We start from the raw sequence: 15733 nt of genomic DNA, 5'->3' as shown, positions 1-15733 counted from the left end.
TCCTGCGGCCTCGCTCCGGGCCGGTGTGCGCGAATCATGCGCAGCACGCGCGGCGCCGTAAATCGCTCAAGCACGAAGCTGCCATCGCAAACCAGCATGGCGGGGTACCATCCACGGTCCATGAAACTCGACCCCGTCTCCCTGCGCCTGTTCGTGGCCGTGATGGAAGAAAACACCATCGCCGCCGCCGCCGCGCGCGAGCACCTGGCCGCCTCGGCCGTGAGCCGCCGCCTGGCCGACCTGGAGGCGGCCCTGCGCGTGGAGCTGTTCACCCGCAGCAACAAGGGCACCGAGCCCACCGCCGCCGCGTTCGCGCTGCTGAACATGGCACGGGGCGTGCTCAACGACCTGGACGGCATTGCCACGCAGATGCATGACTACGGCACGGGCGTGCGCGGCCATGTGCGCGTGGTGGCCAACATCTCGGCCATCACGCAGTTCCTGCCGGCCGAGCTGCAGAGCTTCATGGCGCTGCACCCGCAGGTGGATGTGCGCCTGCAGGAGCAGATCAGCAGTGCCATCGCCCATTCCGTGGCCGAGAACTCGGCCGACGTGGGCATCCTCAACGAAGGCCACTACGGCGAGCGCGTGACGCTGCTGCCCTACCGCACCGACGAACTGGTGCTGGTGGTTCCCACCGGCCACGCGCTGGCGCGCCGCAAGGCGGTGCGGCTGGCCGATGCCCTCCCGTTCGACTTCGTAGGTGCCCACCCCAACAGCGCCATCAACAACCAGTTGGCCCGGGCGGCCTCCGCGGCGGGGTTGCCCCTGCGCCTGCGCATCCAGGTGACCAGCTACGACGCGCTGTGCCTCATGGTCAACGCCGGCCTGGGCGTGGGCGTGATGCCGCGCGGCAGCGCCGCGCTGTACCAGGGCAAGCTGGCCGTGCGCACCCTCACGCTGAACGAGCCCTGGGCACACCGGCGGCTGGCGCTGTGCGTGCGCTCGGAAGAGGCGCTCTCCAGCGTCGCCCGGCTGCTGGTCGATCACCTGCGCAGCCCCCCGCCATCCACCCCCGCCCCATGACCCAGTCTTCCGCCCCCCTGCAGTGGGACGTGTTCTGCCGCGTGATCGACAACTTTGGCGACATTGGCGTGTGCTGGCGCCTGGTGGCGCAGCTGGCCGGCCTGGGCCACCGCGTTCGGCTGTGGGTGGACGACGCCTCGGCCCTGCAATGGATGGCTCCCACAGGCTGCCCCGGCGTGGAGCTGCGCGCCTGGGGCTCGCCACCGCCCGGCCCCGGCGAGCCGCCGCCCGATGTGATGGTGGAAGCGTTCGGTTGCGATATTGCTCCTGAATTCATAGCTTACAGCGCTTGCCAGGCAAGCGCCATGAGCCCAAAGCACCCAAAACCGGTCTGGATCAATCTGGAATACCTGTCGGCTGAAAGCTATGTGGAGCGCCATCACAGGCTCTCCTCGCTCCTCTCGTCCGGCCCCGCTGCCGGCTGGACACGCTGGTTCTTCTATCCCGGCTTCACCCCCGGCACGGGCGGGCTGCTGCGCGAGCCCGGCCTGATGGCACGGCACGTGGCGTTTGACCGCAGCGCCTGGCGTGCACGGCACGCGTCGGCGTTCGGCCTGGGCCATGGCGGCCCAGAGCAGCGCTGGGTTTCGCTGTTCTGCTACGAACCCGCCGCCCTGCCTGAGCTGCTGCGCCACAGCCAGGCACAGCCCACGCAGTTGCTCGTCACACCCGGTCGCCCCACCGCCGCCGTGCGGGCAGCGCTGGCGGAAGACAGCGCCAAGACGACGAGCCAAATTGGCCGCCAGCCCTTGTCCGACAAGCGCGAGCAGCTCTGCATTTCATACCTGCCCCACCGGCCCCAGCCCGCCTTCGACGAGATGCTGTGGGCCTGCGACTTCAACGCCGTGCGGGGCGAGGACTCGCTGGTGCGCGCACTCTGGGCCGGGCAGGCGCTGGTCTGGCAGATCTATCCCCAGCATGACAACGCGCACCACGACAAGCTGCGAGCGTTCCTGGACTGGCTGCAGGCGCCGCCTTCGCTGCGGCGGTTTCATGCCACCTGGAACGGACTGGACCAGGCTGCGCTGCAGTGGCCCGATGACGCCGCCCTGGCGGAATGGACCGCGTGCATCCAGGCGGCCCGTGCACGGCTGCTGACGCAGGACAATCTCGTCGCACAGCTTTTGGGCTTTGTCGCCGAAAAACGGTAAAATCCAGGGCTTTGCGCAAAACAGGGGCGGCACACCGGTGTCCAGCCCTGGCGCATTCCCGCCGCGGAACATGCATCGGCAGGGCAAAACCAGCTGGTCCACCCAGCGAATTTGCCGGCCCGCGCGTTGAGCGGCCCCAACCCAAGCAACTTGCTATGAAAATCGCTCAAGAAATCCGCGCCGGCAACGTCATCATGCACGGCAAGGACCCCATGGTGGTCCTGAAGACCGAATACGCCCGCGGCGGCCGCGGTGCCGCCACCGTGCGCATGAAACTCAAGAGCCTGATCGGCAACTTCGGCACCGAAAACGTGTTCAAGGCCGACGACAAGATCGACAACGTGATCCTGGACAAGAAGGAGTGCACCTACTCCTACTTCGCCGACCCCATGTATGTCTGCATGGACACCGAGTTCAACCAGTACGAAGTCGAAGCCGAAAACATGGGCGACGCACTGAACTACCTGGAAGACGGCATGTCCCTGGAAGTGGTTTTCTACGACGGCAAGGCCATCTCGGTCGAACTGCCCACCAGCGTCGAGCGCGAAATCACCTGGACCGAGCCCGCCGTCAAGGGCGACACGTCCGGCAAGGTGCTCAAGCCCGCCAAGATCGCCACCGGCTTCGAAGTGCCCGTGCCCCTGTTCGTCTCGCAAGGCGACAAGATCGAAATCGACACCCGCACCGGCGAATACCGCAAGCGCGTGTAAACATCGTGTGGCACCCAGCAAAAAGGCTTCCCTCGGGAAGCCTTTTTTCATGGGGTCCTGCCCCACGGCTCTATCAAAAAAAATGAGCTGCCGCCGCTTGCTGCCTATAGGTTTCCAGGAGAAAACACCTTGAAACCCTCTACACACCAGCGCTGGCAGCTCACTTTTTTCAATCACCCATTCAGATAGGCTGCGCCACCAGGTCGTGCCCGCGCACGCCCACGATGCGCGCCCTGGTGAACTCGCCCACCTTCATGGTCTTGCTGATCTTCTCGGGCGGCAGCAGCTGCACCGTGCCGTCGATCTCGGGCGCATCGGCGTAGGTGCGGCCCACGCCGCCCTTGCGGCCCAGGCCCGGGGCGGAGTCGACCAGCACCTGCATGGTGGCGCCCACACGGCGCTGCAGGCGGGCGATGGAGACCTCTTCGGCCACGGCCATGAAGCGGGCGCGGCGTTCCTCGCGCACTTCCATGGGCAGCATGCCGGGCAGTTCGTTGGCGGCAGCGCCGTTCACGTCGCTGTAGGCAAAGCAGCCCGCGCGGTCGATCTGCGCCTCGCGCACGAAGTCCAGCAGGTGCGCGAACTCTTCTTCCGTCTCACCGGGGAAGCCGGCGATGAAGGTGCTGCGGATGACCAGCTCCGGGCACACCTCGCGCCAGCGCTGGATGCGCTCCAGGTTGCGCTCGCCGCTGGCCGGGCGCTTCATGCGCTTCAGGACATCGGGGTGGCTGTGCTGCAGCGGCACGTCCAGGTACGGCAGCACCTTGCCCGTGGCCATGAGCGGCAGCACCTCGTCCACGCTCGGGTAGGGATACACATAGTGCAGCCGCACCCAGGCGCCGTAGGGCTCGGCGATCTCGCCCAGGGTCTGCACCAGCTCCAGCATGCGGGTCTTGACGGGCTTGCCGTCCCAGAAGCCGGTGCGGTACTTCACGTCCACGCCGTAGGCAGACGTGTCCTGGCTGATCACCAAGAGCTCCTTCACGCCGCCTTCGAACAGGGCCTTGGCCTCGCTCAGCACGTCGCCGATGGGGCGCGACACCAGGTCGCCGCGCATCGAGGGGATGATGCAGAAGGTGCAGCGGTGGTTGCAGCCCTCGCTGATCTTGAGGTAGGCGTAGTGCTTGGGCGTGAGCTTGATGCCCGCGATGCCGAAGTTGCCGGGCACCAGGTCGATGAAGGGGTCGTGCGGCTTGGGCAGGTTCAGGTGGACAGCGTCCATCACCTCCTGCGTGGCGTGCGGGCCGGTCACGGCCAGCACGCTGGGGTGCATCTGGCGCACCATGTTGCCGCCATCCTCGCCCGCGCGCGCGCCCAGGCAGCCGGTGACGATCACCCGGCCGTTCTCGGCCAAGGCCTCGCCAATCGTGTCCAGGCTTTCCTTCACGGCATCGTCGATGAAGCCGCAGGTGTTGACGATGACGAGGTCAGCCCCGTGGAAGGTCTTGGAGGTTTCGTAACCCTCGGCGCTCAGCTGCGTGAGGATCAGTTCGGAATCCGTGAGGGCCTTGGGGCAGCCAAGGCTCACAAAACCGACTTTGGGTGTTTTCGTGGGGGACAGTACTTCGCTCATATCCCCGTATTGTCCCAGTTCCGGCGTGCAACAGGGTGGGATTGCCCATTTCCCGAACGCTTGCCGTGCCCGGCGGCCCATGAAACCGGCGCGCCCGGGGCCAGCGGACGCCGTGGAATCCGCGTCGCCAGTGACTCAGGGGGCTATCTTTTGATGCCGAAGGCGCCCAGCATCTGCTCCGTCTGCTTTTGCATCTGCTCCTGCATCTGCGTGAGCATGGACTGCGACTGCTCCACGTAGTTGCCCATCATGCCCTTGAGCATGGGCGACTGCAGGCTCATGAACTGCGCCCACATCTCCGGGGTCACGCTTTGCGACTGCTCGGCCAGCTTGGCCTGGATGTCGGTGAAAGCCTGGACGTTCTTCTCCAGGTAGGCCCCCATGAAGCCCTGCATGGCATGGCCATAGAAACGGATGATGTTGGCCAGCACGGCCTCGGTGAACATGGGGGCGCCGCCGGCCTCCTCCTCCAGGATGATCTGCAGCAGGATGCTGCGCGTGAGGTCCTCGCCCGTCTTGGCGTCGCGCACCACCACGCTCTGGTGGTCCATCACCAGATGGCGCACTTCCGCCAGCGTGATGTAGGTGGAGGTATCCGTGTCGTACAGACGACGGTTGGGGTACTTCTTGATCACGCGCTGGGCCGATTTGGACGCGGCACTTTTCTGTTCGGACACAACGAACTCCTCGGGCTCGGAAACCCATGTATTGCAGTGCAACACATTCTAGGGAGGGAGAGCCCCGGCAATTGCAAAGGAATACCCTGATGGCAACTTGTCCACGGCTGCCGCAGGGGCGCCTGCAACGGGTTGTGTGCCCGCCTGCCGACCAACCCACGGCGGGGCCCACGCGCACGCACGGCGGACAGGCGCGGCGCCCCGTCCGACAGACAGCGCCCGGTGCCGATGCGAGAGTCGCTGTTCCCGCCCACCTGCCGTTCGCCGCCTCGCCCCACCCTGCCCTGCCATGCCCGAAGGACTTCACCTGTCTCCCTGGTCTGCCACCGCCCTCGCCGCCCTCCTGGCCGTGGCCGTCGCCGCCATGGCCCACCGCATCGCCGCGGTGGTGCTGCGCCGTGCCACGGCCCCGGTTCCGGTGGTGCGCGCGGTGGTCATCGCCTGCATTCCCGTCATGCGGGTTCTGCTGCCGCTGATCGCGCTCCAGCTCGTCTGGCAGGCGGCCAGCGACGACTTGAGGTACATCGGCAGCGTGCGGCATCTCAACGGCCTGCTGGTGATCGGCGGAGCGTGCTGGCTGCTGATCGCGGCCATTGGCGGACTTGCCAATGGCGTCATCGCGCAGCATCCCGCGGACGTGGAGGACAACCTCACGGCGCGGCGCATCGCCACGCAGGCACGCGTGTTGTCTCGCACCGCGATGACCGGCGTGGTGATGGCCGGCGTGGCCCTCATGCTCATGACCTTTCCAGGGGCGCGGCAGGTGGGCGCCAGCCTGCTGGCATCGGCCGGCGTGGTGGGCATCGTCGCCGGCATCGCAGCGCGCCCGGTGTTCAGCAACATGATCGCGGGCCTGCAGATCGCGCTGGCCCAGCCGCTTCGCATCGACGACGTGCTCATCATCGAGGGCGAATGGGGCCGCGTGGAAGAGATCACCGGCACCTATGTGGTGTTGCGCATCTGGGACGAGCGGCGCCTGATCATTCCGCTGCAGTGGTTCATCGAACACCCGTTCCAGAACTGGACGCGCACCAGCTCGGAGATTCTGGGCACCGTGTTCCTCTTCGCCGACTACCGCCTGCCGCTCGATCCCCTGCGCGCCGAATTGCAGCGCGTGCTGGAGGCGGCCCCCGAATGGGACCGGCGCGTCGGCATTCTTCAGTTGACCGACGTGACCGAGCGCACCCTCCAGATACGCGTCCTGGTTTCCGCGCGCTCTTCGGGCCTGGCCTTCGACCTGCGGTGCCGCGTGCGCGAGGCACTGGTGACCTTCATCCAGCGCGAGCATCCCGACTGCCTCCCACAGGTGCGCCTGCACGGGCAAGGCAGCCCCCTGGTGCACGCAGGTGCCGCCTCACCCGCTCCGGGCATGGGCTGACGCCTGCCCGCAGTGGCAGGCGTTGCACCCCAGGGGCAGGCGCGCGGCGCGCGTGGGGCGGCCCCCAGTCCAGGCAAAAAAAAGCCCGCACCAGGCGGGCCGAACTCTCGCATGAAAAAAAGCAAGAGGAGGGGAGGTGTCAGGGAGAGAGCCTGACAGAAGCATCGTAGGCCCCTATCGGCGTTACGCGCTGACAACGCAAGCAACTTGCCTGTCGAGACGTAACGGCCCCTGCCCGGGCCTATCGCACGAGGCTGAGGCCGGGTCGGCGTGTTGGCTGGCACAAAGCGCCACGGGAAGGCGATAACGTGAGGCCATTGCCCAGGTCCACTCGAAAGGAAAGACCGCGATGCTTCACACCCACGTACCCGCCCCCTCCCCCGTACCCCCCTTCCCTCCCGTGGACACCCCGCCCCCCTGGACGCCCGAGCCACCCCAGGTCGATCCGCCAGCGCAGCCAGGCACACCCCCGGTGCAAGACCCGCCGCCCCACTTCTAGCTAGCGGGCGGCTTCGGCGAAAGCAGCTCAGGTCGGCCCGCACCGCGTGGCGCCGGTGCTTCGAAGGGGATGGGGATGAACTTTCTTGCCGCTCAGGAGGGCGGCGCGATCAGGGTCGCGAAGTGCTGCGGCAGAGATGGGCCGCGCGGCCTTTGGTGGGTGCAAAGTGCCAGCCATGTCATGCGCCGTGCAGGCTGGCATACAGGGATACGTCAAAAATCAAGCCCAGCGGTGCCGCTTGCACTCAAGAGATAGCACCAGCGCGATGAAGCACCACGCTTGGCGATGCGGTTGACAGCAGACGGGAACGGCGGCCCAGGCGACGGCGCATGGAACGATTCAATAGCCCATCTTGAAATACGCCACCGCCAGCACCGCCACCGTGGCAACCACTGCGGCAAGCCAGAAGACGCGGGTGTCGTACATGCCCAGTTCTGGATCCGTATCCACGAGAACGTGTTGCATGCGGGAAGAATTGGCTGGTGTGTTCATGGTGGTGACCCTTCTCTCTGGAGCCCCCAAGTTAACGCGGCGAAACATCTCGCCGTGTCAGACAAACGCCAATCTGCGTGCAGCCACCCGCCGATGGGTGTGCGCCAGGCTCCAAATCTCGCCACAAGGCACCATGAGCCACGACATCAATCACCCTTCTTATATGGATGCCTCCGTGGCAAGCGCCTGTGGAGCATTGCACATATGCGATCACGAGTGATTGTGGCGCGGGCCGAGCCACTCACCCGTCGCCCCACAGACAGGCCGCGGGATTGCCCAGTTGCCTTTCAACCGCCATGCGGAATGGGTCAACGGCCTGGGGCCAGGACAGACAGGGCAAAGCTGGACGTGGCGCAGAAACAAAAAAGCCGCCCAGTGGGGGCGGCTTAATTTGATCAGGAACCCAAAAAACAGGGTCCTCAAGAATCCCGAAAACCCGAAGCCTGGTTCACTTCAGAAGGAAACTTGGTAGGCGCGATTGGACTCGAACCAACGACCCCCACCATGTCAAGGTGGTGCTCTAACCAGCTGAGCTACGCGCCTGTCGTTGTTTAGACCACGATTATAGCCATAAAAATGAGGGGCTTGCAAAAAACCAGGCAACACTTCGCATGGAACTCACTGGCGCCCTTTGCATGCCTGTCCTGCAAGCCGCTCAGCGGCGGCGTGCCGAGCGCACGCCCGGCACGCTGGCCACGATGCCGAGGACCTTGTTGAGGCGGCCTGAATCGGCGACCTCCACCGTGAAGGTCATCCACGCAGTGCCTTTCACCGACTGGGTCTGTACGCCGATCACATTGGTTTTTTCCCGGGCAAAGACTTCAGAGATGTCGCGCAACAGGCCCTGGCGGTCGGCGGCTTCCACGGCTACATCCACGGGATACACGGCTGCAACCGCCGCTGACTTTGGCGCGCCCCATTCCACCTCGATGACACGCTCGATGCTGCGCGCGGCCATCTCGCGAAAGTTGCTGCAATCGGCCCGGTGCACGCTGACCCCCTTGCCGCGCGTCACGAAGCCGCGAATCAAATCGGGCGGTGCCGGCTTGCAGCACTTGGCCAGCTGGGTCATCAGCGAGTCGATGCCGACGACCAGTACGCCGCCCTTCGGAGCGGCATTCGTGCGGGCCTTCTTGAGCAGCAGGTAGTCATCCGGCTGCATCACAGGCTCGGGCGGTCGCAGCACCGTTTCGATGTTGCGCAGCGAGAACTCGTCCTTGCCCACCACTTCAAACAAGGCGTCGGCGGACTTGAAACCCAGCTGCACCGCAAGGTCGTCCAGCTTGACGGCGGTCTTGCCCTCGCGCTGCAGCAGCTTCTCGACCGCCTCGCGGCCCCGCGCCACGGTTTCGTGTGTCGCCTGGGCGTTGAACCAGGCACGCACCTTGGCCTTGGCGCGATGGCTGGTGAGGTAGCCCAGTTCGGCATTGAGCCAGTCGCGCGAAGGGCGGCCCTCCTTGACAGTCGATATCTCCACGGTCTGCCCGTTTTGCAGCGGGGTGTTGAGTGGCACCATGGCGCCGTCCACCCGGGCCCCCCGGCAGCGGTGCCCGAGGCTGGTGTGCACGGCATATGCGAAGTCCACGGGCGTGGCGCCCTGCGGCAACTCCACCACGGCGGCATCGGGCGTCAGCACGTAGATGCGGTCCTCGAACAGCCCCCGATTGGGTACAGCACCCGACAGGTCGCGCTCCCATGCCAGCAGCTGGCGCAGCACCGCGATCTTGGCGTCGTATTCGCCCGAGGCAGAAACCCCCGCATAGCCCTTGCTCCCCGCCTCCTTGTAGGCCCAATGGGCGGCCACGCCGTGTTCGGCATGGTCATGCATGGCCTGGGTTCGGATCTGGATTTCGATGGGCTTGCCGTGGTCGTCGCGCACGATGGTGTGCAGCGACTGGTAGCCGTTGGGCTTGGGCTTGGCGATGTAGTCGTCAAACTCCTCCACGATGGGCTTGAACTGCTCGTGCACCCAGCTCAGGGCGGCGTAGCAATCCTTCACCGTGGGCACGACAACCCGCAGCGCACGGATGTCGAACACCTGGTCGAAGTTGAGCGACTTGCCGCGCATCTTCTTGACGATGCTGTAGATGTGCTTGGGGCGCCCCTGCACGCTGGCGCTGATGCTGCGCGCGCGCAGGTCAGCCTCGAGCCGCGCGCGCAGCTGCTCCATGTACACCTCGCGCTCGCCGCGTTTTTCGTCGAGCAGGCGCGCCACTTCCTTGTAGGTGTCGGGCTCCAGGAAACGAAAGGACAGGTCCTCCAGCTCCCACTTGACCTGCCAGATGCCCAGGCGATTGGCCAACGGCGCGAATACCTGCAGCGATTCGCGAGCCAAGCTGGGCGACACGGGGCGCTTGGCGGACGCATGAAAGCGCAGCGTCTGCAGGCGCGAGGCCAGGCGCAGCATCACCACGCGCAGGTCGCGCGAGAACGCGAGCAGCATCTTGCGCACGTTCTCCGTCTGGATGGCGGGGTCGTCCAGGTGCTCGGCGGCGCGGGCCTGCTGCTGCACGCGCATGAGCTTGGTGGTCTCCACCGCAAGCGCCGCGAAGTTCTCGCCAAAGGCCTTGGCAATGACCTCTTCGGGCTTGTTGAGGTGAATGCATGCGTGCACCAGGTAGCTGGCCGCCTGCATGGCCTCGGAGCCGCCAATTCCCTTGAGGATGGCGGCCACGGCATCGGCATGGGCCAGCGTGTTTTCGCCCGAGTCCAGGGTCTCGCCCGCCATCAGGGGCTCGGCAAAGGCACGGGCGCGGGCCAGCGCGTTGACCTGCTCGGGCAGCGTGTGCGCAGTGGCTGCAATGAGCTGGGGGAGAACCTCGGCCTGGGGGGCGAGGGACGCCTGTGCGGGAGGGTATGTTTTCATCCGGCCAAAGCACCTTCCGCCGCCAGCAGGAAACCGGTGACCGCAGCGACCTGGTCGGCCGCCACCAGCGTGGGCGCATGCCCCACGCCTTCGAACTCCACCAAGCGCGCACGGGGGCCTCGCTGCGCCATGGCCTGCGCGGTTTCGCGGGACAGCAGATCCGATTGCGCACCGCGCAGCAGCAGCGTGCGCGCGGCGATATGGTCGTACAGCTGCCAGAGCATGGCCTCCCCCGCCGCGGCGGACTCCTGCGTCAATGCCCGAAACGGCACCGCGATGGCAGGGTCGTAGTGCAGTGTGATGCCGCCCTCCGGCAGCGTGCGCACCATGTGACGCGAAAGTTCCAGCCACTGTTGCGGCGTGTGCGGGCCAAAGCTCGTCGAAATGGCCCACATGGCATCCGCCGCCTGCTGCAGCGACTCGAACCGTGCCAGCTGTCCCAGATAGAGCCCGATGCGCTGCAGGGCTTCCCACTGGATGACCGGCCCCACGTCGTTGAGCACCAGGCGCCGCACGGGCACGGGCAGCGGCAGCCCTGGCTGCCCAGCGACGCCCATGCCGATGAGCCCTCCCATGCTGGTGCCCACCCAGTCGAGCGTGGCGATGGGGCCCTGCGCCTGCAACTGGGCCACCAGCGCGAGCATGTCGGCCGCGTACTGGGGGATCTGGTAGCCCATGGGATCGGCCAGCCAGTCGCTCTGGCCCCGCCCGACCACATCAGGACAGATGACGCGGGCATGCGCGCTCAGCGCGCGCGCGAGGGTGTCGAAGTCCCGCCCCTGGCGCGAGAGGCCGTGCACGCAGAGCACCACGTGCGGATGTGCTGGATTGCCCGTGGCATTCCACTCCCAGTACGCCATGCGGTGGCGAGACTCGGCAACGGAGGCGTTACCAGAAGACACCCCGGTGGCCGCGGGGCCAGGGCACAGTACGTAGTTCAGCGTAGGTTCAATCATGGGGAGCGGAATCGAGGGGCAGCGCTTGATAATGCCGGAAAGGTCGGCACGGATCGCCGCACTGCGTCCATCCGCAGTCCCGGGTGTCTGCCGCGCTGCAAATCCCCGACCGCCGTGGCTGTCGCTGCGATTTGCGCCCTGCATCCATCCTGATCCGGGTGGCCGCGTGCCACGCAATCCGTGCCGCCCTTCCCTTGCGTTCATCGTAATTCATTCGGAGAGACTCTCATGCTGAAAGGCAAAACCGCCCTCGTCACCGGCTCGACCAGTGGCATTGGTCTTGGAATCGCAAAGGCACTGGCCCGCCAAGGCGCCAACATCGTGCTCAATGGCTTCGGAGACGTGGAAGGCCCGCGCGCCGAGGTGCTGGCCGCTGGCGAGGCCGCAGGTGTCCAGGTGGCCTACCACGGCGCCGACATGAGCCGTGTGGCCGACATCGAAGACATGATGAAGTACAGCACCGCGCAGTTCGGGCGCGTGGACATCCTCGTGAACAACGCCGGCATACAGCATGTGGCCAACGTGGAAGACTTCCCCGTGGAACGCTGGGACGCGGTGATCGCCATCAACCTCACGAGCGCCTTTCACACCTCGCGCCTGGCGCTGCCCGCCATGAAGGGCGCCAACTGGGGCCGCATCATCAACGTGGCATCGGTGCACGGCCTGGTGGGCTCGGCACAGAAGGCCGCCTACGTGGCGGCCAAGCACGGCATCGTGGGCCTGACCAAGGTGACCGCGCTGGAAAACGCCACCACCGGCGTGACCTGCAATGCCATCTGCCCCGGCTGGGTGCTGACGCCCCTGGTGCAAAAGCAGGTGGATGCCAAGGCAGCGGAACATGGCCTGTCCAACGAGGACGCCAAGAAGCTGCTGCTGGGCGAAAAGGAGCCCTCCATGCAGTTCACCACGCCGGAAGAACTGGGCGAGCTGGCCGTGTTCTTCTGCTCCCCCGCCGCCAACAACGTGCGCGGGGTGGCCTGGAACATGGACGGCGGCTGGGCGGCGCAGTAAGGGGCTGGGCCCCCGGGGGCACGGGGCCGCCGCCACATGCTCCCGGCAGATGCTCCATTTTCAACAGCAGGTGCCGCTGCTCAGCCCAGAACAGACGGCACTTTCAGGCGGGATTTGACTTTCAGCCTTGCCGCTGCCGCCGGGCCGGCCGGTCTCAACGCATCTGCACCGAGCCCGACACGTTGACGACCACCTGGGCCTTGCCCGCTTCCACCGGGACGGCGGAGTCCGCATAGGCCCCGCCCATCTTGGCCTCGGCGGCCATCATGCGTGGGCGGGGACCGGGCGCCATCTCATTGCTGTTCACCGCCACCTCGCGCAGGCTGTAGTTGCTGAAGCCAAACCCCTTGGCCAGCTCGGCCGCGCGGGCCTTGAACTGCTCGATGGCCTGGGTCTGGGCTTCATCCTCCACCTTGGCACGCGCCTCGCGCGACAGGCCGAACGCGACCTGGTGGATGGCCATGGTCTGGATCTTGCCCGCCGTGGTGGTGATGCGGGCGAAGTCGCGGCCTTCCAGCACCAGTTCCGCGCGGCCCTGCCAGCCATTGATCTTGCCGTCCTTGTTGTAGCGCGGGAAAAGGCCGAACGGGCCCGTGCGCACATCCAGCTGGCCGGGCTGGGCATTGCGCTTGGCTTCGGCCAGCGCCGTGTCGAGCGCCTGCTTGAGCTGCGCCTGCACGGTGGCGGCATCCGCGGCCTCCTTGCTGGTGGCGAGGCTGAGCACCAGCAGATCCTGCTGCACTTCGACCGTGCCCGTGGCTGACAGCTGCACCACATTGCGCGGCTCTGCTGCAGGTGCATTCTGAGCAAATGCGGCTCCAGCGCAAGCCAGAAAAGCGCCTGCAGCTATCATTTTGGTAGTCATCTTCATGGCGGAAACATCCTTGGCATCAAAGCGCCGCCCTTCGTTGGGCAGCGCGGGGCACCACGATAACCGCGTGGCATCCCGTCCATGATGAAGCCCCGCCGCGCACTGTGCGAAGCTGGGCAAAACTTGTAACAGTTGGTCAAACCCAAGGCCAAAACCCGAACTTCGGCGTTCCAAGTGGTCAGAATCGGCTCTGTTACAAATTGGACTTGGGATCAAGATGGCCACAACAACCAATCGCACCGACAAAGTTCTGGTGGTGGATGACGATGCACGAATCCGTGATCTGCTGCGCCGCTACCTCACCCAGGAAGGCTTTGAAGTCATGGTCGCCGAAGACGGCAAGGCACTCAACCGCCTGCTGTTGCGCGAGACCGTGGACATCATCGTGCTCGACCTGATGATGCCGGGCGAGGACGGCCTGTCCATCTGCCGCCGCCTGCGTGCGGCCAATGACCGCACGCCCATCATCATGCTCACCGCCAAGGGCGAGGACGTGGACCGCATCGTGGGCCTGGAAGTGGGCGCCGACGACTACCTGGGCAAACCGTTCAACCCCCGCGAACTGCTCGCGCGCATCCACGCCGTGCTGCGCCGCCGCCCCGCGCAGGAAGCCCCCGGTGCGCCTTCGGGCGACAACGAGGTCGTGACCTTCGGCCCCTTTACCTTCGACCTGGGCACCCGCGCACTGCAGCGCAATGGCGAAGAGCTGCCCCTGACCACGGGCGAGTTCGCCATGCTCAAGGCCCTGGTACGCCACCCGCGCCAGCCGCTGTCGCGCGAAAAGCTGGCCTTGCTGGCACGCGGCCGCGAGTTCGAGCCCTTCGACCGCAGCCTGGACGTGCAGGTCTCGCGCCTGCGCAAGCTGGTGGAAGTGGACGCCGCCGCGCCGCGCTACATCCAGACCGTGTGGGGCGTGGGCTACGTTTTCGTGCCGGACGGAACGAGCTGACCCTTCCTTCTTTCTTGTATGCGCAAATCCGACGGCCATCCGAGGTCGAGATCACCATCGTTCCGGCAGTCCGTGACCGCTCCTTCCGACGCCACCAGCCCCGCCCCCCTCGAGTCCCTGAGACAGGCTCGGGAGCAACGGGCGCGCGTGGGCCTCAATCTCTTCTGGCGCACCTTCTTCCTGCTGGCGCTGCTCCTGGTGGGCAGCATCCTGGCATGGCTGCAGACACTGAGAGCGCTGGAGTTTGAACCGCGCACGCTGCACACCGCGCAGCAGATCGCTTCGCTGGTGAACCTGAGCCGCGCCGCGCTCGTGCACTCCGATGCCATCGCCCGCGTGTCGCTCATCAAGACCATGGCCGATCAGGAAGGCGTGCGCATCCTGCCGCGCGAGCCGCGCGACAAATTCGAACTGCTGGAGGGCACGGCCCTGGGCAACCGCCTGACCGACGAGCTCACCCAGCGCCTGGGCCCCGACACCATCGTGGCGCAAAACGTGAATGGAGAAACAGGCCTGTGGGTCGGCTTCAACATCAACGGCGACCCCAACTGGCTGCTGATGGACCGCTCGCGCTTCAGCCCGGCGGGTGGCCGCACCTGGCTGATCTGGCTGATCACGGCGGGGGCGCTGTCACTGGCGGGCGCCGCGGCCATTGCACGGCTGATCAATCGGCCGCTCAAGCAGCTTTCCTACGCCGCCAACCGCGTCAAGGACGGCGATTTCGCGGCCAGCCATCTCGACGAAGAGGTGGTGACCAGTGAAATCCGCGAGGTGAACATCGGCTTCAACCGCATGGCGCAGAAGCTCGCCAAGCTGGAGCAGGACCGCGCCGTGATGCTGGCCGGCATCTCGCACGACCTGCGCACGCCGCTGGCGCGCCTGCGGCTCGAAACCGAGATGAGCGTGAACGATGAAGTCGCGCGCGAGCACATGGTGGCCGACATCGTGCAGCTCGACGCCACCATCGACAAGTTCCTCGACTACGCGCGGCCTGACCACGTGACGCTGACACCCGTCAACCTGCATGCGGTGGTCTCATCCTGCGTGTACGCCGTGCAGGACCACCGCGAACTCCAGATCACCATGTCGGTGCCCGAAGACCTGAACGTGCTGGCTGATGAAGTGGAACTGGCGCGCGTGATCTCCAACCTGCTGGAGAACGCCCGGCGCTATGGCAAGACCGAGGACACCGGCATCACCAGCGTGGACATCGTCGCGAAAGGCCGGGAGAACTGGGTGCTGGTCAAACTGCGCGACCATGGCCCGGGCGTGCCGCCCGAGCAGCTGTCCAACCTGACCAAACCCTTCTTCCGGGGGGATTCCGCCCGCACGGCCGCCGCCGGTGCGGGGCTGGGGCTGTCCATCGTCGACAAGACGGTGCAGCGCATGGGCGGCATCTTCGCGCTGGCCAATTCCAGCACGGGCGGCCTGGTGGCCCACCTGCAGTTGCAGCGTGCCACCGACCTGCCCGACGGCGCCGACCCCAAGCAGCGCCTGCAGCGGCCGTCCATCAAGCGCCAGCTGCCAAGACGCCGGGCGGAAGACAAGACCGCCTGACTCAAGCATCCGCTCCC

General features: G+C 66.2%; 13 protein-coding genes and 1 tRNA gene. 7 read left to right on the top strand and 7 right to left on the bottom strand.

Annotation, left to right across the window (positions count from 1 at the left end; all coding sequences use genetic code 11):
- Positions 1-120 precede the first annotated feature (120 nt).
- From AC07OD_RS02340 to efp, 3 genes are all read left to right on the top strand, one after another.
- Positions 121-1026, top strand: a complete 906-nt coding sequence (locus AC07OD_RS02340; protein WP_494594906.1) for a LysR family transcriptional regulator — start codon at positions 121-123, stop codon at positions 1024-1026.
- Entirely contained in the window at positions 1023-2177 is a 1155-nt protein-coding gene (gene earP / locus AC07OD_RS02335; RefSeq protein WP_494594904.1) for an elongation factor P maturation arginine rhamnosyltransferase EarP, read from the top strand. The genes AC07OD_RS02340 and earP overlap by 4 nt, the downstream gene beginning before the upstream one ends.
- A 155-nt stretch (positions 2178-2332) precedes the next feature.
- Positions 2333-2887, top strand: a complete 555-nt coding sequence (efp, locus tag AC07OD_RS02330; RefSeq protein WP_057223504.1) for an elongation factor P — start codon at positions 2333-2335, stop codon at positions 2885-2887.
- 181 nt (positions 2888-3068) lie between these two features.
- On the opposite strand, the gene rimO is transcribed toward efp, so the two are convergent.
- Positions 3069-4460 carry a 30S ribosomal protein S12 methylthiotransferase RimO gene (rimO, locus tag AC07OD_RS02325; RefSeq protein WP_218294235.1) on the bottom strand — a complete coding sequence of 464 codons (1392 nt, stop codon included), beginning with the start codon at positions 4458-4460 and terminating at the stop codon, positions 3069-3071.
- Positions 4461-4603: 143 nt separating this feature from the next.
- On the bottom strand, positions 4604-5137 hold the full coding sequence (phaR, locus tag AC07OD_RS02320; protein ID WP_218294234.1) for a polyhydroxyalkanoate synthesis repressor PhaR: 534 nt from the start codon (positions 5135-5137) through the stop codon (positions 4604-4606).
- 289 nt (positions 5138-5426) lie between these two features.
- Between phaR and AC07OD_RS02315 the strand changes: the two genes are divergently transcribed.
- Positions 5427-6515 (top strand): mechanosensitive ion channel family protein, encoded by a 1089-nt coding sequence (locus AC07OD_RS02315; protein WP_494594901.1) that lies wholly within the window; start codon positions 5427-5429, stop codon positions 6513-6515.
- 838 nt (positions 6516-7353) lie between these two features.
- Here AC07OD_RS02315 and AC07OD_RS02310 read toward each other — a convergent pair.
- The 4 genes from AC07OD_RS02310 to AC07OD_RS02295 form a co-directional block, all read right to left on the bottom strand.
- Complete coding sequence (locus AC07OD_RS02310) at positions 7354-7506, bottom strand: hypothetical protein (RefSeq protein WP_218294232.1); 153 nt, start codon at positions 7504-7506, stop codon at positions 7354-7356.
- Between the two features lie 466 nt (positions 7507-7972).
- A tRNA-Val gene (locus tag AC07OD_RS02305) sits at positions 7973-8049 on the bottom strand.
- A 112-nt stretch (positions 8050-8161) separates the two neighbouring features.
- Entirely contained in the window at positions 8162-10372 is a 2211-nt protein-coding gene (locus tag AC07OD_RS02300) for a RelA/SpoT family protein (RefSeq protein ID WP_218294231.1), read from the bottom strand.
- The gene (locus AC07OD_RS02295) at positions 10369-11328 is read right to left on the bottom strand and encodes an alpha/beta fold hydrolase (RefSeq protein WP_494594899.1); all 960 of its coding nucleotides are present in this window, start codon (positions 11326-11328) and stop codon (positions 10369-10371) included. Before AC07OD_RS02295 ends, AC07OD_RS02300 begins: the two co-directional genes overlap by 4 nt.
- Before the next feature lie 228 nt (positions 11329-11556).
- Here AC07OD_RS02295 and AC07OD_RS02290 point away from each other — a divergent pair, with 228 nt between their 5' ends.
- Complete coding sequence (locus tag AC07OD_RS02290) at positions 11557-12339, top strand: 3-hydroxybutyrate dehydrogenase (protein ID WP_218294229.1); 783 nt, start codon at positions 11557-11559, stop codon at positions 12337-12339.
- A gap of 154 nt (positions 12340-12493) precedes the next feature.
- On the opposite strand, the gene AC07OD_RS02285 is transcribed toward AC07OD_RS02290, so the two are convergent.
- On the bottom strand, positions 12494-13210 hold the full coding sequence (locus AC07OD_RS02285) for an SIMPL domain-containing protein (RefSeq protein WP_218340854.1): 717 nt from the start codon (positions 13208-13210) through the stop codon (positions 12494-12496).
- Between the two features lie 217 nt (positions 13211-13427).
- Here AC07OD_RS02285 and ompR point away from each other — a divergent pair, with 217 nt between their 5' ends.
- Together ompR and AC07OD_RS02275 are read left to right on the top strand one after the other, a co-directional pair.
- Complete coding sequence (ompR, locus tag AC07OD_RS02280; RefSeq protein ID WP_010460834.1) at positions 13428-14159, top strand: osmolarity response regulator transcription factor OmpR; 732 nt, start codon at positions 13428-13430, stop codon at positions 14157-14159.
- Between the two features lie 18 nt (positions 14160-14177).
- Positions 14178-15716, top strand: a complete 1539-nt coding sequence (locus AC07OD_RS02275; protein ID WP_218294227.1) for an ATP-binding protein — start codon at positions 14178-14180, stop codon at positions 15714-15716.
- Positions 15717-15733: the final 17 nt, after the last annotated feature.

It is taken from the genome of Acidovorax sp. GW821-FHT10E03, from assembly GCF_059415205.1.
The sequence above is the reverse complement of the archived record's forward strand: the minus strand, read 5'-3'. Positions and strand labels throughout refer to the sequence as shown.